Genomic DNA, 20,047 nt, shown 5'->3' on the forward strand with positions numbered 1-20,047 from the left:
ACCATAACAGTTAATGTGGCGTGTCAGGCACCATTTTAATCAGCCGAGCTGGGTTTCCAGCAACTACCGAGTTCGCCGGAATATTTTTCGTGACGACGGAGCCGGCACCTATCACTACATTATCGCCAATAGTCACACCAGGGTTGATAACCGCGCGCCCGCCAATCCAGACATTATTGCCAATCGAGACAGGTTTACCGAACTCAACACCACTGTTGCGCGTTTCAGCATCCAGCGGATGAGTCGCAGTATAAATATGAACACCTGGGGCCAACATGCAATTCTCACCGATGTGAACAGGACAAACATCGAGAATCACACAGTCAAAATTGGCGTAGAAGTTTTTGCCGAGGAAAATATTGTAGCCGTAATCACAACGAAACGATGGCTCAATATAAGCATCCAGACTTTGACCTAATAGTTGTTCGAGCAGTTCACTACGAATGGCCTTTTCATCTGGAGCGGTGTGATTAAAACGGTGAATCAGATGGCGCGCTTTTACGCGGTCATCTCGAAGCTGTTGGTCTGCAGGGCGATAAAGTTCGCCTGCAATCATTTTCTTTTTTTCTTCACTCAAGGTGATGCCTTTTAAAATAGACAGGACACCCGTTACCCTAAGCGATTAGTTTGTAGTTAAGGTGGCTATAGTTCCTTTTTGTGACGGTAATCACATGGTTAAATGTGCTAATAACAATCACAAATTAAGGGGAGCGACGGACAGAATGTAGTAAGCCTTACAAAAGAGCGATGAGCAGCTTGTATCTCGAAAGCTGAACAGCCCAGGATAAATATCTATTTAGCACTCTGTTAAGTGACTAAAAGAGTTTCTGAATCCATTTGTGGCTGATTACAACAGCATGTCAGTCTGAAACCATAAAGGTAATAACAGTTAAGGGGTATTAGCGGATAAATTTCCATACGGATGGTGGTATTTTATCGTAAAGCTTATTCATGGTCAGTTCAGCCAGACGGTGGTCTGCTGCTGAATAAAATACAGCCAACTCATTATCTGGTAATTCGTATTTATTCTTTTCGATTACGCGCTCTAAGGTGTCAATTGTTTGGCAGCGTCGCAGGCGCATCAAATAATCGGTCTTAGTAAGTGGTTTTGTTGTCATGAAATCACCTTATTACATCTTGTAATAGTTCTAAAAGGAGAGGCTTACAGGGTTAGCGCGACTCTCTGTGACGAAACATCGGAATAACCGATTCCCGGACTTACGCCATTTCTGCAAGTCTTGGGCATTGATGCCATAGTTACTGAACAGCATAAACGTATCGTCTAAATATTCGTCAATTTGTTCAATCAATTTACTCTCATCATCGTACTTAATTTTGTAATTAAGTGCGAAAGCAGCAATATGCTCAATCAATTCATTCAACTGCAAGTTAATGGCCGAAGTAGGATCATTAACCCAACCATGATTACTCTCGCCAAGGTTGGTAAGGCAGTCATGATACAGGTTTTCGCAGAGAAATTTAAGCTGCGCGATATCATGCCGTTTTGGTGAGTATTCGTCCATAATGCAGCCCCTTTTTATCGAAGAAAATTTGATAAACAAAACGCCTTGGGGTGGACACACCTGGATGAGGTGGGAATCAATTACAACGATTATTCCATATACGTTTACTATAAATCAATCCGTAGTAGATTTCCTTTCGCTATTACGAAAAATTACATTTACAGCAAAGCTGTTTACTCTAACGTAATGTTTATTAAGACTTTCACTTTTTTTAAAAGCATTGTCTGATAAATTAACTTAAGTGAACGTTTGGGAAAGCAGTTTATATTCAATGGGTTAATTTTGTGTTGCTGCAATGAACCTTAAATGGGGAGTAAATAAGGGGTTAATTAAGAATTATCCTAATATATAAGTATGAACCTTCTTGCCTTATCTGCCAGTGAATTTAAGAAATATCTTGTCATCATATTTAAGTCCAACTGAGTTCTTATTGCAACATTTAGTAACCTATCGTAGAAAAAGCCAGCAGCTATCGTTATTTATTAATATGACAAATAGAAACCGCGGATATAAAAAAACCGCTTCGGCGCTGAGGGATCCCCAGTAATGGGCGGGTAAAAAAGACAGGCATAGAGATTTGTGATCTACTGATTGTGCGACCAATCCAGTGAGATCACCTCTATGCCTGAACATAAAGTATGCCAGAATTTTTTTCGTGAAACTTTAGCCCCGTTTCATCAGTACCGACAAAATGCCCTTCTTGATGCCACCGTTGCTTTAACTCGTGGCGCATCTCTGACGCTGACCAGCATCGGACGTTACCTTCCGGGAACTGCGCAGGTCAAAAACAAGATAAAACGGGTCGACCGCCTGCTCGCTAACGCCTCACTACACAATGATATCCCCTTAATATTTGACAATATTATTTCTCTGCAGACACAACGGCTGTCGTGGTGTGTGATTGTTGTTGACTGGAGTGGGTATCCTTCACAGGAATACCGGCGAGCCTGATTTGTGACGGGCGTTCCATCCCGCTCCTGAGCCACATTGTTCCCTCGGCAAAACAACAAAATGCACAAGTGCAGAAAGCGTTTCTGGATGCACTCGCCAGGGCTATTGCGCCGGAAACTCGGGTGATAATCGTCACTGACGCTGGTTTTCAGAACACCTGGTTTCGGCATATCAGGTCTTTGGGCTGGGACTTTATCGGCAGGATCAGGGGTAATATTCAGCTTCGCTTACAGGAAAAAGGTGAACAATGGCTTAGAAGGCAGTCGCTTACGGCCAAAAGAAAGCCTGAATATCTGGGGCCGGGTACGCTGGCGCGGGCTGAATACGCTCAGTGTGATGGCCACTTTTATCTTCATAAAAAAGAGGCTAAAGGGCGAAAAGGCAAACGGGCCCGCCGCCGTATATCCCGTTATTCTCAGGAGCGGGACGGTCGGGCTTCGGCGAATGAACCCTGGCTTATTTTCAACAGTACCGATGAATTCAGTCCGGCAAAAGTGATGAAACTCTACAGCCGGAGAATGCAGATTGAACAGCACTTCTGCGACGAGAGAGTGAACGATTTGGTTTTGGTCTTCGCGCGAGTCACAGTGGTACAGAAGGGCGAATTCTGGTACTGAGTCTGCTTGCGACGCTGGCAACAGTGGTATTGTGGATTATTGGCTATCATGCTGAAAATAAAGGATTACATCTGAGATATCAGGCGAACACTATAAAATCGAGGCGGGTACTTTCATTTCTGACATTAGCGGAGAATATCTTGCGACATTCCCCGCTAGTTTTAACAAGAATGGTGCTGAGCACCGTTCTTAACCACCTGGCCAGAGCCTACCGAAGTATGGTCCTGGTTTATTAGCGCTGAGTTTGTGGGGATCCCTCAGCGCTTGCGCGGCCTTTAAATTGCAGATTTAAGACTTACTTGTGGTGCTCAACAGCGTGAGTGTGTTCAACATCTTCAGACTTACGGCTGAAGCGACGACGAACTACCACGAAGAACACTGGTACGAAGAAGATAGCCAGGACTGTTGCAGTAACCATCCCGCCCATAACCCCTGTACCTACGGCGTTCTGTGCACCAGAGCCTGCACCGGAGCTGATTACCAGCGGCATTACACCGAGGATAAACGCCAGTGATGTCATCAGAATCGGACGCAGACGCATACGGACCGCTTCGAGTGTCGCTTCAATCAGGCCTTTGCCTTCTTTTTCCATCAAGTCTTTGGCGAATTCCACGATAAGTATCGCGTTCTTCGCCGACAAGCCGATGGTTGTCAGCAGGCCTACCTGGAAGTACACGTCGTTGGTCAGCCCACGCATCGTCGCGGCAAGCAGTGCACCGACAACCCCAAGTGGAACAACCAGCATGACCGAGAATGGAATCGACCAGCTCTCATACAGTGCAGCCAGACACAGGAACACCACTATCAGGGAGATGGCATACAGGGCAGGGGCCTGGTTACCAGATAAACGTTCCTGATAGGACATGCCCGTCCAGTCATAACCAATACCGGTTGGCAGTTTGCTGGCCAGTTGTTCCATCAGGTCCATCGCTTCACCGGTACTCTTACCCGGAGCTGCCTGACCAAGGATTTCCATGGAAGGTAAGCCGTTGTAACGTTCCAGACGTGGTGAACCATATTCCCAGTGCGCGGTTGAGAACGCGGAGAATGGCACCATCTGGCCGGTAGAACCGCGGACATACCAGTTGTTGATATCGCTAGGCAGCATACGGAATGGCGCATCCGCCATCAGGTAAACTTTCTTCACACGACCACGGTCGATAAAGTCGTTCACGTAGCTACCACCCCATGCTGCACCCAGCGTGGTGTTGATATCACTGATAGAAACGCCCAATGCCTGCGCTTTTTCCTGGTCGATATCGACTTTAAACTGCGGCGTATCTTCCAGACCGTTTGGACGCACGCCCACTAACAAGTCAGGATGTTTTGCCACTTCGCCAAACAACTGGTTACGCGCCTGAGTCAGTTTTTCGTGTCCAAGGTTTGCCTGGTCAATCAACTGGAAGTCGAAGCCCGTTGCAGTACCCAGTTCTACGATAGCTGGCAGGTTAAATGCGAACACGATGGCATCTTTGATTTTTGAGAATTCGGCGCTTGCGCGACCAGCAATCGCTGGAACCTTGTTCTCTTCACCTGGACGCTCATCCCAATCTTTCAATGATACGAATGCCAGACCGGTGTTCTGCCCTTGTCCAGAGAAGCCAAAGCCGTTAACGGTAAACACCGAGTTAACGTTGTCTTTCTCTTTTTCGAGGTAGTACTTGGTCACATCATCAAGAACGGCTTGTGTACGTTCTTGCGTCGCACCTGCAGGCAGCTGTGCCATGGTCAGGAACACGCCCTGGTCTTCGTCTGGCAAGAAGGAACTTGGCAGGCGAATAAACAGGAAGGCCATACCAACCACAATCAGCAGATACAACACCAGGTAACGACCGGTGCTACGCAAGATGTTACCGACGCTGTCGGTATAGTGATGCGTGCTCTTGTCGAACATGTTGTTAAACCAGCCGAAGAAGCCTTTCTTCTCGTGGTGTTCGCCTTTCGCAATCGGCTTGAGCAAGGTGGCGCAAAGTGCGGGTGTCAGAATCATTGCCACCAGTACAGAAAGCACCATTGCCGATACGATGGTAATAGAGAACTGACGATAGATTGCCCCTGTGGAACCGCCGAAGAATGCCATTGGTATAAATACCGCTGACAGAACCATCGCGATGCCCACCAGAGCACCCTGAATCTGCTCCATTGATTTACGTGTGGCTTCTTTCGGTGGCAATCCTTCTTCCACCATCACACGCTCAACGTTCTCTACTACTACGATGGCGTCATCCACCAACAGGCCTATCGCAAGCACCATCCCGAACATCGTTAGGGTGTTTATCGAATAGCCAAAGACGGCAAGGATGGCAAACGTCCCCAGCAGTACCACCGGTACCGCAATCGTTGGAATCAATGTGGCGCGGAAGTTCTGCAAGAACAGATACATTACCAGGAACACCAGCACGATTGCTTCAACGAGGGTTTTTACTACCTCTTTGATAGAGATTTTAACGAATGGCGTGGTGTCATATGGATAAACAACTTTCAGACCCGCAGGGAAGAATGGCTGTAGTTTTTCCACAGTGGCACGTACCGCATTCGCGGTATCCAGGGCGTTAGCACCGGTTGCCAGTTTGATACCTAAACCAGAGGCTGGTTGGCCGTTGAAACGTGCAACAACGTTATAGTTCTCGCCGCCCAACTCAACTTTTGCCACATCTTTAAGCAGAACACGTGAGCCATCCTGATTCACTTTCAGCAAAATTTTGCTGAACTCATCGGCAGATTTTAAACGGGTTTGAGCAATGATAGAGGCGTTAAGTTGTTGACCTTTAACTGGTGGAGTACCACCTAACTGACCTGCGGCTACCTGGGCGTTCTGCGCTTTGATAGCGGCAATAACATCAACCGGCGTGAGCTGGTAATTGTTCAGTTTGTTCGGATCCATCCAGATACGCATCGCGTACTGAGCACCAAACAGCTGAACATCACCAACACCGCGAGTACGGCTGATCGGGTCTTTAATAGTTGCGCCAACGTAGTCCGAAATATCTTCCTGTGTCATGGAGCCATCGGTGTTGATCATACCGAGAACCATCAGGAAGCTACTGGAAGACTTCTCAACGCTAACACCTTGCTGCTGTACTTCTTGAGGAAGCAGTGGCATCGCAAGTTGCAGTTTGTTCTGAACCTGTACCTGTGCGATATCCGCGTCAGTACCAGAATCAAAGGTAATGGTTATGGTTACAGAACCAGAGGAATCACTGGATGAGGACATGTACAGCAGGTTGTCGATACCGTTCATGTTCTGTTCGATAACCTGTGTAACGGTATCCTGTACCGTTTTCGCATCTGCACCAGGGTAGTTTGCTGAGATCGAAATTGCCGGTGGCGCAATGGTTGGATATTGCGCGATCGGTAATTTCATGATCGCAAGCCCGCCCGCCAACATAATAATGATGGCGATTACCCAGGCAAAAATCGGGCGATCGATAAAAAACTTAGCCATGTCTTAACGGCTCCTGTTTAAGTTAAGACTTCGTTTGTTCAGACTGTGCGCCAGCGGCTGCTTGATCCTGGCCTTTATTTTCTGCCGCCACTTCCTGCGCTTTCACCTGAACACCGGGTTTCACTTTTTGCAAACCGGTCACAATAACGCGATCACCATCCTTCAACCCACTGGTTACCAGCCATTTGTCGCCGATAGCTTGAGTTGCGGTGATATTGCGTACTTCCACTTTGTCTTCTTTACCAATAACCATTGCTGAAGCATCACCACGCGGTGTACGAGTTACACCTTGTTGTGGAACTAACAGCGCGTTTGGATTGGTACCTTCTTCCAGTTGTGCACGAACAAACATGCCCGGCAGTAATGTTTTATCTGGGTTCGGGAAGATAGCTCGCAAAGTGATAGAGCCGGTGGTCTGGTCAACTGTCACATCAGAAAACTCTAAAGAGCCTTCCTGCGGGAAAGTGATACCGTCGTTGGTCACTAATTTGACTTTAGCTTTACCGTTTTCTTGTTTCAGTTTGCCTTCTGCCAGCTCTTGCTTAAGGCGCAAGAAATCATTGCTGGATTGGGTCACATCAACATAAATCGGGTCGAGCTGTTGTACTGTTGCCAATGCAGAAGCCTGTCCGCTAGTCACCAGAGCGCCTTCTGTAACAGAAGACTTACCAATGCGACCGCTAATAGGTGAAGTCACTTTGGTATATGCAAGGTTAATGCGAGCAGTTTCAACGGCGGCTTTAGCAGCCACAACAGATGCGTTTGCCTGTTGAGAATCGGCAAGTGCAGTGTCGTAGTCTTGTTGACTGATGTACTTAGTACCTAACAGTTTCTGATAACGTTTAAGCGTCAGCTGAGCGATGTTTGCACTTGCTTGTGCTTTAGCGAGGTCGCCTTTGGCGCTGTCATATGCTGCCTGGTATGTTGCAGGGTCGATTTGGTACAGCGACACACCAGCCTTGATTTCACTTCCTTCTTCGAAGTTACGTTTCAGGATGATGCCACTGACTTGTGGGCGAACTTCTGCAATACGATAAGCGCTTGTACGGCCAGGAAGCTCTGTAGTTATCTGCAAAGGAGCACTTTTCAGAGTTACCACACCCACTTCTGGGGTATGCGGCGCACTCTGTTTTGTCTCTTTGTCATTACATCCTGTAAGTACTAAGCTGCCTGAGAGCATCAGAATGGCCGCCAGAGGCGTAAACCCTCTGTTTTTGTTCATATGTAAACCTCGAGTGTCCGATTTCAAAGTTGTTCAATGGATCAAATGTCCACAAACCCATTGCTGCGTTTATATTATCGTCGTGCTATGGTACATACATTCACAAATGTATGTAAATCTAACTACCGTTATTTCACCCACTTATGGCACGAAAAACCAAACAACAAGCGCTGGAAACACGCCAACACCTTTTGGATGTTGCAATCCGCTTGTTTTCACAACACGGAGTTTCCGCAACCTCGCTTGCAGATATCGCAAAAGCAGCGGGTGTAACCCGTGGTGCAATCTACTGGCATTTCAAAAATAAGTCGGATTTGTTTAATGAAATCTGGGAGCTAACTGAGTCCAGTATTGGCGATTTAGAAACTGAGTATCGGGCAAAATTTCCTGACGATCCACTTTCTGTTGTCAGAGAGTTACTTATTTACATATTACAAGCAACTGTCGCCGATGAACGCCGCCGCTTAATGACCGAAATCATCTTCCATAAGTGCGAGTTTGTAGGTGAACTGGCTGTTTTACAACAGGCCAGACGTGAACTTTATATGGAAGGAAACGAGAGAATTGAGAGCAGTTTGCAGCGTTGTATTGATGCTGAAATGTTACCAAAAAACTTGCGACTTCCCCACGCCGTTATTTTACTGCGTAGTTATATTACCGGGCTGATTGAAAACTGGCTGGTTGCACCGGATAGTTTTGATCTCCACAGCCAGGCCGAGGACTACGTCGCCATTCTGCTGGAAATGTTTCAAACCTGCCCAACCCTGAGATCCATTCCACAATAAAAATATGCTTATTAGGGTAATTCCTAACATAGTTGACCAAGGTTTTTCCGAAAAGACGTGCTAATCTTGCGGCTCATATTTCGTCTTTAACTCGCCATCCTTCGGCCTGTTCTCAAACACTGTCAAACTATGCCGCAACTCTTGTGTTCACTGTATTCACGTCGCGTACCCGCACGTTTTTTGCTCATTGCATTCGTTAGCCTGTTTTGCGTGCTGGCGCAGCCAGTCTGGGCGCAAAAAAATGGTAGCGATCTCCCGAGCCGCGATGAGATTCAAAATCAGCTGTCTGCACTGAATAAGCAAAAGACACTGTCTCCAAATGACAAACTCACCCAACAAGATCTCAATGAGACTCTTGAGGTGCTGGATAAAATTGATCGGGTCAAGGATGAAACGGCAAAACTCCATCAGCAGGTGACGGAAGCACCGAAAGTGCTGCGCAAAGCCACTGATGCGCTCAACGAGATTAAAAACCAACACGCCAACCCGGCTGATGAAGAAGCGGAAATCGAAGCGCTCAGTTTGCGCCAACTTGAGTCTCGCCTGAATGATTTAATGACGGAGTTACAGAACGCGCAAAGCGATTTGGCGACCTGGAATAGCCAACTGATTTCGCTGCAAACGCAACCTGAGCGTGTTCAGAATGCCATGACTGCGGCATCGACTCAGCTTGAAGCGATTCGTAATCGTCTTAATGGTGTCACGCCAGGCGCTGTAGACTTACGACCAAGTCAGCAAACTTTATTACTGGCCCAACAAGCATTATTGAACGCGCAGTTAGATCAACAGCGTGACAGCCTCAAAGGCAACACCATCTTGCAAGATACATTGCAAAAGCAACGTGACTACACCAACGCGCATATTAATCAAATGGAGGCGACCCTCCAGATCCTGCAAAAAGTGGCGAGCAGTAAGCGTTTAACCCTGACGCAGCAGACCGCACAGGACGCCATAGACTCTGAAGATACTGTTAAGATTCAGCAAAATCCGCTGGTTAAGCAGGAGCTGGATATCAACCATCAGCTGAGTCAGCGTCTGATAGACGCTACTCAGCATGCCAATGAAATGGTGCCTTCGAGCATTCGCATTAAAAATACACTGGATCGTGCTCTGCAATCTGAACGTAACCTCAAAGAGCAGATCGCCGTTCTGAAAGGCAGCTTGTTGTTGTCGCGTATTCTTTACCAACAACAGCAACAGAACCTGCCGTCTGCGGAAGACACTGAAGATCTGACCAACCGCATTGCGGATATTCGTCTCGAACAGTTCGATGTGAACCAACAACGTGACGCGCTGTTCCAGCCGGATGAGCTGGTCGCGAAAATCGAAGATGGACATAAAGCGGATGTCACGCCAGAGGTCCACGATGCGTTATTGCAGGTTCTGGATACTCGCCGCGAATTGCTTGATCAGTTGAATAAGCAGCTTGGCATGCAATTAATGCTGGCAATCAACTTGCAGAATAACCAGCAGCAGCTGCAAAACGTCACGAAATCACTCGACCAGATCCTGACTGAGCAGATTTTCTGGGTAACCAGTAATAAGCCGATGGATTGGGACTGGCTGAAATCATTGCCTTCTTCATTGCGCGATCAGTTTAAAAACGCCAATCTCAATTTTAAAGGGCCTGAGAACTCGCTTAAAATTCTCGCCATCCTGCTACTGATGATTCCTGCTTTGTTGCTGGCAGGCGTTATACGCTGGCGCTTTAAAGCGATAGACCGCTATCTGGAAAAGCAGGCGAGTCGTGTCGGGCAGTTGCGTAACGATAGCCAAATGCTGACCCCGAAAGCCATTGCTCTGACGCTGGTTAAAGTTTTGCCTGGCGCTCTGGTCATCTACTCAATCGGCCTGGTGTTTGCTGGCTTGCAAATGAACATCAGCGAATCGATGCTGGCATTTTGCAAACAGCTCTCCTTGTTCTGGTTAGTCTTCGGCTTAACTTACCAAGTGCTCTCTAAAAATGGTGTAGCTGTCAGCCACTTTAATATGCAACCGCAACTGTGCAGCCATTATCGTCGCCAACTGGTGCGTATTGGTTGTGCACTATTACCGTTGTTATTCTGGTCGGTGCTCGGTGAACGTTCGCCTCTACATCTGGTTGAAGATGCGCTGGGTCAACTGATCATCTTCTTCAACCTGTTGCTTATCACCGCGCTGGTCTTCCCAATGTGCCGTGAAAACTGGCGCAACAAAAACAACCACACCATGCAGTTGTTTACTGTCACGATGATGGGCGTGGTGCCTGCGGTGTTAATCGTGCTGACAGCGATGGGATATTTTTATACGACACTTCGCCTTGCTGGTCGCTGGATTGAAACTATCTATCTGATACTTATCTGGAACCTGGTTTATCAGACCGTACTGCGCGGATTAAGTGTTGCAGCGCGTCGTATGGCTTACCGTCGTGCCGTTGCGCGCCGTGAGAATCTGGTGAAAGAGGGCGCAGAAGGGGGCGAGCCGGTAGAAGAGCCACCGTTAGCGTTGGACCAAATCAACCAACAAACCATGCGTCTGGCTATCATTGCTCTGTTCGCTCTGTTTGCACTGGTTTTCTACACCATTTGGTCAGATTTGTTCGGGGTATTCGGTTATCTGGACAGTATCCAGCTCTGGAGTTATAGCGCTTCCGAAGCGGGTGTAGCGGTAGTGAAAAACGTCACCATGGGCAGCCTGTTATTTGCCGCGATTGCTTTCGCTATTGCCTGGGTGCTGATTCGCAACTTACCGGGCCTGCTTGAGGTACTGGTGCTTTCGCGTTTGCAAATGCGTCAGGGTGCTTCATACGCCATCACGACCATTCTTAACTACGTCATTACTGCTGTCGGGGCGATGACCATCTTTGGTTCACTCGGCGTGTCGTGGGATAAGTTGCAATGGCTGGCGGCGGCGTTGTCGGTGGGCTTAGGTTTTGGTTTGCAGGAGATATTCGGTAACTTCGTTTCCGGCCTGATTATCCTCTTCGAGCGCCCGGTGCGTATCGGCGATACCGTCACGATTGGTGCTTATTCCGGTAGCGTGAGCAAAATTCGTATTCGTGCCACCACGATTACAGACTTTGACCGCAAAGAAGTGATCATTCCGAACAAAGCGTTTGTAACGGAACGACTGATCAACTGGTCGCTTACCGACACCATTACTCGCGTGGTTATCCGTCTGGGAGTGGCTTACGGCTCCGATCTGGATAAAGTACGTGAGATCTTACTGAAAGCGGCCCATGAGCATCCGAAAGTGATGCACGACCCTGAGCCTACGGTGTTCTTCACTACCTTCGGGGCCAGTACGTTGGATCATGAACTGCGTCTGTATGTGCGTGAACTGCGTGATCGCAGCTACACCGTCGATGAGCTAAACCGGACTATCGATCGTCTGTGTCGAGAAAATGGCATTAATATCGCCTTCAACCAACTTGAAGTTCATCTGCGTAATGACAAAGGCGATGAATTGACAGAAGTGAAACGCGATCATAATGGCAAATCAAACGGTGGTGACATCGTTCCTGCTCAGTAAAAATTAGCGGGAGCTGTTCTCTTCCCGCTTACGCAAAAAATCCTGACGGACAATCTCAAGCGCTGCGAGCGCGGTTTCCGTCGGGATTTCATGTTGTTCCAGCAGCATTATCAAATCGACAGCCAGTTTGACTTCTTCTGGTGCGTTTTCCAGCGACATAGCGTTTATCCGTTCAAGTAAATGGTTTGGTTTAAGCGTTAGCTTAGCCCACGTTCGCGGCGTTCGATGGCGCGTTCAATTCGCGTCAACGCCTGGCGGCAGCGCTGCAAACGCCCTTCGAGAGCTGCTAGTTCCTTCTGGAGCTTTTGCTGCTCGGCGAGCGTGACTTGTATCGAAAGTTGGCTTTCACGATCGCTAATCATAATCTGGATGCGGCGTTCGTAATCCTGATGCGTTGAGAGTTTCTCATACAGATTCTCGGCAACCACGGGCTGCGGATCATTTTTACGCATCTTCACGGTGGCGAGTTCACGCTGCAAGGCGGCAATTTGCGCCACTAGTTTTTCGGCAATATAGGCAACCTGCTCCGTTCGGCCCACTTTCACGCTAAGCTCTAACTGCGCAAGATTTGCCTGAACTTCGGTCAGATAATCTTTAAGTTGCGTGCTGTGAGTGGAAAACAGTTTACGATCGAAGCGTGCTTGCGATGCGCGTTGTAACGAGACAGGCGCAATGGCCTGTGCGAGTTCCGCGACGCGAGCATCCAAAGCTTGTAACAGCGCGGCGGTTTTCACAAAATGAATCTCCAGTGTTGCACGTGTTTAAGTACGGAATAATGAATGAAACGGATCATTTTAATCATCATTGGTTGGCTGGCGATAGTCCTTGCGACGCTGGGTGTTGTCTTGCCTTTACTTCCCACAACCCCATTTTTGCTGCTGGCGGCCTGGTGCTTCGCCCATTCCTCGCCGCGCTTTCATCACTGGTTACTGTACCGCTCATGGTTTGGCAGTTATATCCGCCATTGGCAGGACCATCGTGCGCTGCCGCCGGGAGCTAAACCCAGGGCACTGATTTTCATCGTATTAACCTTTGCGGTATCCCTTTATCTGGTCAATATTCTGTGGGTCAGACTACTATTATTAGTGATGATGTGCGCGTTACTGTTCTTTATGTGGCGCATGCCGGTAATTGATGAAAAGCAACAAAAGCCGTAAACCGCATTTGCAGTGGTTGCAATTGTTGGTGCCAGCCAGTAAATTCGACCGTTTTCGAGCACGGTATGACCGATTATTGAACGTTTAATACATCCGTCTCGTGCTTTGTTAGAATCATGTTTTTAGCAGGCATTAATTATGACCGCGACTGCGCAGCAGCTTGAATATCTGAAAAACAGCATCAAAAGTATCCCAGACTACCCAAAACCAGGGATCTTATTCCGTGACGTTACCAGCTTGCTTGAAGATCCGAAAGCCTACGCCACCAGCATCGAGTTATTAGTCTCACGCTTCAAAGACGCCGGTATCACCAAAGTGGTGGGTACTGAAGCGCGTGGGTTCTTGTTTGGCGCACCGGTTGCGTTGGAATTGGGCGTTGGTTTTGTGCCAGTGCGCAAGCCAGGCAAACTTCCGCGTGAAACTATCGCTGAAAACTACGAGCTGGAATACGGCACCGATCAACTGGAAATCCACGTTGATGCAATCGAGCCTGGCGACAAAGTTCTGGTAGTGGACGATCTGCTGGCAACTGGCGGCACCATCGAAGCAACAGTGAAGCTTATCCGCCGTTTGGGTGGGGAAGTGACTGACGCTGCGTTTATCATCAATCTGTTTGATATTGGTGGTGAGCAGCGGCTGGAAAAAATGGGCGTGAAAAGCTACAGCCTCGTCCTTTTCCCTGGTCACTGAGTTCAGCCTTCGTATTCCCAAAATTATACCCGTTAGCATTCGAGTTGCAGCCAACACCCCTGTAGCTTGAAGGATGATGGGTATAGAAGCCTCGCCCATCAGGTGAGGCTTATGTTAGCATTACCCCCTGAATTCACTCCCGCGATGTAGAGCCTATCTCGAATGAGCTACCAGGTCTTAGCCCGCAAATGGCGGCCACAAACTTTTGCTGATGTAGTCGGCCAGCAACACGTGTTGACTGCTCTGGCTAATGGCTTATCCATGGGCCGAATCCACCACGCCTATCTCTTTTCGGGGACGCGCGGCGTGGGTAAAACATCCATCGCTCGCCTGTTGGCGAAAGGGTTAAATTGTGAAACCGGCATTACCGCCACCCCTTGCGGTGTGTGCGACAATTGCCGCGAAATCGAACAAGGTCGCTTTGTTGACCTGATTGAAATTGATGCCGCCTCGCGTACCAAAGTCGAAGATACGCGTGATTTGCTGGACAACGTTCAGTACGCGCCAGCGCGTGGCCGTTTCAAAGTCTATCTGATCGATGAAGTGCACATGCTCTCCCGCCACAGCTTCAACGCCTTGTTGAAGACGCTGGAAGAGCCGCCATCGCACGTTAAATTCTTGCTGGCGACCACCGATCCGCAAAAACTGCCGGTCACCATTCTCTCTCGCTGCCTGCAATTCCACCTGAAAGCGCTGGATGTCGAACAAATTCGCCATCAGTTGGAACACATTCTTGGCGAAGAAAAAATCCCCAGTGAAACGCGCGCCTTGCAACTGCTGTCCCGTGCCGCAGATGGCAGCCTGCGTGATGCGCTAAGCCTGACCGATCAAGCCATCGCCAGCGGTGATGGGCAAGTGACGACCGCCGCCGTCAGCGCCATGCTCGGCACGCTCGACGACGACCAAGCGCTGTCGCTGATTGAAGCGATGATTCAGGCCGACGGCGAGCGCGTGATGAGCTTGCTTAACGATGCCGCCGGGCGCGGCGTCGAATGGGAAGCGCTGCTGGTGGAAATGCTGAGTTTGCTGCATCGCGTGGCGATGGTTCAGCTTTCGCCCGCTGCGTTAGGCAGCGACATGGCCGCGATTGAACAGCGTATGCGTGAGCTGGCGCGCGTCGTGCCGCCTGCTGAAGTCCAACTTTATTACCAAACCTTGCTGATTGGCCGCAAAGAACTGTCCTGGGCGCCAGATCGACGTATGGGCATTGAAATGACTCTGCTGCGCGCACTGGCATTCCACCCGCGCAAGCCGCTACCAGAGCCAGAACAACCGCGTCAGGCGCCAAGTATTCCGGTGGTGAACCCTGTTCCGGTGCGCCAACAAATGGCACCCGCGCCACGGCCAAATGAGACTGCGCTGCCAGACACCACCAGTCAGGTGTTGCAAGCGCGAACACAGCTCATGCGCCAGCAGGGAGCCAACAAAGCAAAAAAGAGTGAGCCGGCAGCGCCAAATCTAGCGCGGCCGGCAAAGAACAGTACCGCTCTGGAACGTTTAGCCTCGGTGAGCGAGCGTATCCAGTCCCGGCCCGCAGCGCAGACAGAGGAAAAGCCTGAGCCAAAGCCCGAGGCTTATCGCTGGAAGTCGCAAATTGTTTCTGATGTCGTCGAAGAACCGGTTGCGACACCAAAAGCATTAAAACGCGCGATGGAGCATGAGAAAACGCCTGAGCTTGCGCAAAAACTGGCTCTGGAGGCCATTGAGCGCGATAGCTGGTCAGCTGAAATTAGCCAACTGGTGCTGCCGAAATTAGTGCAACAGCTCGCATTAAATGCCTGGAAAGAGCAGGACGGTAACCGAGTGTGTTTGCACTTGCGTCCGGCACTACGGCATTTGAATTCACCATCGGCGCAGAAAACGCTGGCGGAAGCATTGAGTACTTTTAGTGGTGAAACTGTTGAGCTGACTATTATTGAAGATGATAATCTTGCGCAACGTACCCCGCTTGAATGGCGCCAGGCTATCTATGAAGAGAAGCTGGCACAAGCGCGGGAAGCAATGAAAACTGACAACAACATTCAGACGCTGCGTCGTTTCTTTGATGCGGAACTGGATGACGACAGTATTCGACCAATTTGACAGACCGATTATACCCTTCGCCCTTCAAGTTGCAGGGTTGTTGGCTGCTCTCGTTCACCCGAATCACTTACTCAAGTAAGCTCATCGGGATTCATTCGATTGCCGCCTACCTGCATCTTGAAGTAGCTTGGGTATATGCCGGTTTGTTGTAAACCCTGATAGCCGATAATCGTCACGTACGGTTAGTCGGCCCGAGCAAAAGAGAGAAGACTATGTTTGGAAAAGGCGGTCTGGGCAACATCATGAAGCAAGCCCAGCAGATGCAGGAAAAAATGGCCCAGGTTCAGGAAGAAATCGCCCAAATGGAAGTCACTGGCGAATCTGGCGCGGGTCTGGTTAAAGTGACCATCAACGGTGCTCACAACTGCCGTCGCGTGGAAATCGATCCAAGCCTGATGGAAGACGACAAAGAGATGGTTGAAGATCTGGTTGCTGCGGCCTTCAACGATGCGGCTCGTCGTATCGGCGAAGCGCAGAAAGAGAAAATGGCTGGCGTTTCCAGCGGGATGCAGTTGCCGCCAGGCTTCAAAATGCCATTCTAAATGCCCGTCATACTTCGAGCTGCAGGGGTGTTAGCTGCACTCGCAAACCCCAGTCACTTACTTGAGTAAGTTCCTGGGGATTTGCTCCCTTGCTGCCTACCTGCAACTCGAATTATTTAGGGCATTAATAGTTTCCCCTTAACTCAATGAGGGCATCTAACTAACACCTTTACTCCTCTTCAAACTCCGCATAACTCTCCACCAGAAAATCAATCAATGCCCTGACCGCCGGTAACTGGCCGCGCCGTGAAGGAAACACCAAATGAATAACCTCACGCCTTGCTCGCCACTCCGGTAACAAACGCACCAGGCTTCCGTCTGCCAGTTGCTTGTTGACCATCAATATCGGCAACTGAACCAACCCCACACCTGCCAGCGCAGCCGCTCGCAGTGCATCCATATCAGTGGTCACAAAACGTGGCTTGTGATGCAGCGTCACTTCCTGATTATCCGGGCCGAACAGGCACCAGCGGTAAATCTGCTGCGGTTTTGACAACGCAAGGCTTGGCCAGTGCTGAAGATCTGCCGGTGATGCAGGCGTTGTAAAGCGCTCAACCAGTTCCGGGCTGGCAACCAGGCACATGCCTCGATCCGCCAGTTTACGCATCACCAGATCGCTATCGTCCAACGGCAATGGACGTACCCGCACCGCTAAGTCGACATTTTCATTTAGTACATCAACCTGGCGATTTGTCTCTTCTAGCTGCACGGTGACTTGCGGATAAAGCGCCATAAACTTCGCCAGCATCTCCCCGATATGCACATGCAGCAGGGCAATCGGGCAGCTCAGGCGGATCAGCCCGCGAGGCTCTGCGCGCAAAGAGTTAATCGCTTCCTGAGCGGCTTCGGCTTCAATAATCATCGCCTTGCAGTGGCGATAAAAAATCTGCCCGGCCTCGGTCACTGTGAAACTGCGTGTTGAACGCTGAATCAGACGTGTCTCAAGACTTTCTTCCAGTAGTGCAATTCGGCGACTCAAGCGTGATTTTGGAATACCGATAACGCGGCTCGCTGGAGAAAACCCTCCGTTATCCACCACTTGCACGAAATACCACAGATCGTTGAGGTCTTGCATTGCCATTGTCCTGTTTATGGAACACTGAGTTCATTTTCAGAGTCTACCGGGGAATTCGTCTTATGAGTAAGCTTTATCTCAACAGAAATCGACACTCAATGGAGATAACGATGAAATCAATTCTTGGCGTTTATTCAGCACCGGCTTCCCACTGGGTGGGCGATGGCTTCCCGGTTCGCTCACTGTTTTCTTACTCAAAATTTGAAAAACAGCTCAGCCCCTTCCTGCTGCTCGATTACGCAGGCCCAGCGGAATTTAAGCCGAGCAACAAAGGGCAGCGCGGCGTTGATGTACACCCGCACCGCGGTTTTGAAACCGTCACCATCGTCTACAAAGGCGAAGTGGCTCACCGCGACTCCACCGGCAGCGGCGGGGTGATTGGCCCGGGTGACGTGCAGTGGATGACCGCGGGTAGTGGCATTTTGCATGAAGAGTTCCACTCACCGGCTTTTAGCGAGAAGGGCGGTACGCTTGAAATGGTTCAGCTGTGGGTCAACTTGCCAGCCAAAGATAAGTCGACACCACCGAACTACCAGTCTATCACCGACGCCGATATTCCGGTCGTGACACTGCCGGACAACGCAGGACAGGTGCGAGTCATCGCAGGTGAAATGGATGGAGCAAAAGGCCCAGCACACACGTTTTCTCCACTGCGTGTGCTGGATATGCGGCTCAATGCACACAGTTCTACGCAACTGACGCTGCCAGATGGTTGGAACACGGCGCTGGTGGTTCTCAAAGGCACCGTACAGGTCAATGGGCAGGAAGTGGTTCGCGAAGCGCAACTGGTGGTGCTGGATGCTAAAGGTGAAACAGTAACGCTTGAAGCCAACAATGACGCCGTCGTTCTGGTATTGAGCGGTGAGCCGCTTAATGAGCCAGTGGTCGGTTACGGACCGTTTGTGATGAACACTCGTGAGGAAATCAAAGAGGCCATTGACGATTTTAATCAGGGCAAATTTGGTCAGAAAGTTTAACTAGCATAAACGGCTATCGTCCCGGTAGCCGTTAACTTTCAGTAGTTAATTCATTAATTAAAGAGGATATGAACATGTCACCTGCAAACTTTAACGGACAAATTCCAATGATTGACCCGAGCGACGCGGTAATGCTGCTTATCGACCATCAAAGCGGTTTATTCCAGCTCGTGCACGATATGCCAATGCCAACTTTACGCACTCACGCCACCGTACTTGCTAAAGTCGCAACGCTTGCCAATATTCCGGTCATCACTACCGCTTCTGTGCCACAGGGCCCGAACGGCCCACTGATCCCTGAAATCCATCAGTACGCACAGCATGCGCAGTATGTGCCGCGTAAAGGTGAAATCAATGCCTGGGACAACCCGGATTTCGTCGCTGCGGTAAAAGCGACCGGGCGCAAAACACTGATTATTGCCGGTACTGTAACCAGCGTGTGCATGGCTTTCCCGGCAATCAGTGCCGCGGCCGAAGGTTTTAAAGTTTTTGCAGTGATTGACGCCTCCGGCACCTATTCCAAAATGGCCCAGGAAGTGACTTTGGCGCGTGTAGTGCAAGCGGGTGTTGTGCCGATGGACACCGCAGCCGTGGTAGCCGAAGTCCAGCACACCTGGAACCGTGACGATGCTATGGAGTGGGCAAACCTGTGGGGCGGTGTGTTTATTGAGTACGGCTTGCTGATGGAAAGCTACCAAAAAGCGCAAGACGTAGTGACCAATCAGGAGCAACTTGACTCCCAACGCGCTTAAAAGTTTTCCCCTTGCGCAGCACCTCGCACAAGGGGATTATTTTCTATGTCCTTCAGCGGGGCTAATGTTAGGCTATGGTCCACTCTTTTTTCAGAAGTCTGAGCGATGCAAACCAGTCCTTTACTAACCGCCCTTATGGAATCCTTGCGCTGCCTGCCAGGCGTTGGCCCAAAGTCTGCCCAACGTATGGCGTTCGCGCTCCTGCAACGCGACCGCAGTGGTGGGATGCGCCTTGCTCAAGCGTTAACACGCGCGATGTCTGAAATCGGCCACTGTGCTGATTGCCGTACTTTCACAGAACAGGAAGTGTGTGCAATCTGCGCCAATCCGCGTCGTCAGGAAAATGGCCAGATTTGTGTGGTGGAAACGCCTGCGGATATTCACGCTATTGAAGCGACCGGCCAGTTTTCCGGGCGCTATTTTGTGCTGATGGGGCATTTATCTCCGATAGACGGCATTGGCCCGCAAGATATTGGCCTCGACAGACTCGAACAGCGTCTTGAGCGCGAGACCATCAAAGAACTTATTCTTGCAACCAACCCAACCGTGGAAGGCGAAGCCACAGCTAACTATATCGCTGAGCTGTGCGGGCAATATGGCGTGGACGCCAGCCGTATCGCGCATGGTGTGCCGGTCGGCGGCGAGCTGGAAATGGTCGATGGCACCACGCTTTCGCATTCTCTTGCTGGACGTCACAAGATTAATTTCTAATCACTTGC

At 49.7% G+C, this 20,047-nt stretch carries 17 protein-coding genes, 1 pseudogene and 1 other annotated feature; of the genes and pseudogenes, 10 read left to right on the forward strand and 8 right to left on the reverse strand.

The genetic code is table 11. The features are described from left to right. Positions 1-10: 10 nt before the first annotated feature. The 3 genes from maa to tomB all read right to left on the reverse strand — a co-directional run bounded on the left by maa (position 11) and on the right by tomB (position 1,523). Positions 11-577: a maltose O-acetyltransferase gene (gene maa / locus GC128_RS13680; protein WP_151994771.1), complete on the reverse strand. Its 567-nt coding sequence runs from the start codon at positions 575-577 to the stop codon at positions 11-13. 322 nt (positions 578-899) lie between these two features. Further along, on the reverse strand, positions 900-1,118 hold the full coding sequence (locus tag GC128_RS13685; RefSeq protein WP_034458066.1) for an HHA domain-containing protein: 219 nt from the start codon (positions 1,116-1,118) through the stop codon (positions 900-902). A 30-nt stretch (positions 1,119-1,148) separates the two neighbouring features. After that, a complete protein-coding gene (gene tomB / locus GC128_RS13690; protein ID WP_034458068.1) occupies positions 1,149-1,523 on the reverse strand; it encodes an Hha toxicity modulator TomB in 375 nt (124 codons plus the stop codon). Positions 1,524-2,144: 621 nt separating this feature from the next. On the opposite strand from tomB, the pseudogene GC128_RS13695 reads away from it, so the two are divergent. Continuing rightward, positions 2,145-3,327: pseudogene (locus GC128_RS13695) on the forward strand (IS4 family transposase). Positions 3,328-3,386: 59 nt separating this feature from the next. On the opposite strand, the gene acrB reads toward GC128_RS13695, so the two are convergent. Next, a complete protein-coding gene (acrB, locus tag GC128_RS13700) occupies positions 3,387-6,536 on the reverse strand; it encodes a multidrug efflux RND transporter permease subunit AcrB (protein ID WP_151994772.1) in 3,150 nt (1,049 codons plus the stop codon). A gap of 22 nt (positions 6,537-6,558) precedes the next feature. After that, positions 6,559-7,758 carry a multidrug efflux RND transporter periplasmic adaptor subunit AcrA gene (acrA, locus tag GC128_RS13705; RefSeq protein ID WP_034458072.1) on the reverse strand — a complete coding sequence of 400 codons (1,200 nt, stop codon included), beginning with the start codon at positions 7,756-7,758 and terminating at the stop codon, positions 6,559-6,561. Positions 7,759-7,901: 143 nt separating this feature from the next. On the opposite strand from acrA, the gene acrR reads away from it, so the two are divergent. Then, positions 7,902-8,543, forward strand: a complete 642-nt coding sequence (gene acrR / locus GC128_RS13710) for a multidrug efflux transporter transcriptional repressor AcrR (RefSeq protein ID WP_151994773.1) — start codon at positions 7,902-7,904, stop codon at positions 8,541-8,543. 129 nt (positions 8,544-8,672) lie between these two features. Further along, on the forward strand, positions 8,673-12,053 hold the full coding sequence (mscK, locus tag GC128_RS13715; RefSeq protein WP_151994774.1) for a mechanosensitive channel MscK: 3,381 nt from the start codon (positions 8,673-8,675) through the stop codon (positions 12,051-12,053). A 3-nt stretch (positions 12,054-12,056) separates the two neighbouring features. Here mscK and rsmS read toward each other — a convergent pair whose 3' ends face one another. Both rsmS and priC read right to left on the reverse strand, forming a co-directional pair. After that, on the reverse strand, positions 12,057-12,212 hold the full coding sequence (gene rsmS, locus GC128_RS13720; RefSeq protein ID WP_151994775.1) for a pleiotropic regulatory protein RsmS: 156 nt from the start codon (positions 12,210-12,212) through the stop codon (positions 12,057-12,059). A 38-nt stretch (positions 12,213-12,250) separates the two neighbouring features. Continuing rightward, positions 12,251-12,787 carry a primosomal replication protein PriC gene (priC, locus tag GC128_RS13725; protein WP_151994776.1) on the reverse strand — a complete coding sequence of 179 codons (537 nt, stop codon included), beginning with the start codon at positions 12,785-12,787 and terminating at the stop codon, positions 12,251-12,253. Between the two features lie 45 nt (positions 12,788-12,832). Here priC and GC128_RS13730 point away from each other — a divergent pair, with 45 nt between their 5' ends. From GC128_RS13730 to GC128_RS13745, 4 genes are all read left to right on the forward strand, one after another. Continuing rightward, a complete protein-coding gene (locus GC128_RS13730) occupies positions 12,833-13,210 on the forward strand; it encodes a DUF454 family protein (RefSeq protein WP_151994777.1) in 378 nt (125 codons plus the stop codon). A gap of 138 nt (positions 13,211-13,348) precedes the next feature. Continuing rightward, entirely contained in the window at positions 13,349-13,900 is a 552-nt protein-coding gene (gene apt / locus GC128_RS13735; RefSeq protein ID WP_034458083.1) for an adenine phosphoribosyltransferase, read from the forward strand. A gap of 162 nt (positions 13,901-14,062) precedes the next feature. Then, positions 14,063-15,982: a DNA polymerase III subunit gamma/tau gene (gene dnaX / locus GC128_RS13740; protein ID WP_151994778.1), complete on the forward strand. Its 1,920-nt coding sequence runs from the start codon at positions 14,063-14,065 to the stop codon at positions 15,980-15,982. Next, positions 15,312-15,376, forward strand: a sequence feature (DnaX frameshifting element). Its footprint overlaps the gene before it by 65 nt. 212 nt (positions 15,983-16,194) lie before the next feature. Beyond that, positions 16,195-16,524: a YbaB/EbfC family nucleoid-associated protein gene (locus tag GC128_RS13745; protein WP_034458087.1), complete on the forward strand. Its 330-nt coding sequence runs from the start codon at positions 16,195-16,197 to the stop codon at positions 16,522-16,524. Positions 16,525-16,693: 169 nt separating this feature from the next. Here the strand turns inward: GC128_RS13745 and GC128_RS13750 are convergent, their stop codons facing one another. Beyond that, a complete protein-coding gene (locus tag GC128_RS13750) occupies positions 16,694-17,605 on the reverse strand; it encodes a LysR family transcriptional regulator (protein ID WP_226812123.1) in 912 nt (303 codons plus the stop codon). A gap of 104 nt (positions 17,606-17,709) precedes the next feature. On the opposite strand from GC128_RS13750, the gene GC128_RS13755 reads away from it, so the two are divergent. The 3 genes from GC128_RS13755 (at position 17,710) to recR (ending at position 20,039) form a co-directional block, all read left to right on the forward strand. Continuing rightward, positions 17,710-18,576 (forward strand): pirin family protein, encoded by an 867-nt coding sequence (locus tag GC128_RS13755; protein ID WP_151994779.1) that lies wholly within the window; start codon positions 17,710-17,712, stop codon positions 18,574-18,576. Positions 18,577-18,650: 74 nt separating this feature from the next. Then, positions 18,651-19,328, forward strand: a complete 678-nt coding sequence (locus tag GC128_RS13760; protein WP_151994780.1) for an isochorismatase family protein — start codon at positions 18,651-18,653, stop codon at positions 19,326-19,328. Positions 19,329-19,433: 105 nt separating this feature from the next. Then, a complete protein-coding gene (gene recR, locus GC128_RS13765; RefSeq protein ID WP_034458095.1) occupies positions 19,434-20,039 on the forward strand; it encodes a recombination mediator RecR in 606 nt (201 codons plus the stop codon). The last annotated feature ends 8 nt before the right edge of the window (positions 20,040-20,047 follow it).

The organism is Buttiauxella massiliensis (assembly GCF_902500225.1).
Classification (GTDB): domain Bacteria; phylum Pseudomonadota; class Gammaproteobacteria; order Enterobacterales; family Enterobacteriaceae; genus Buttiauxella; species Buttiauxella massiliensis.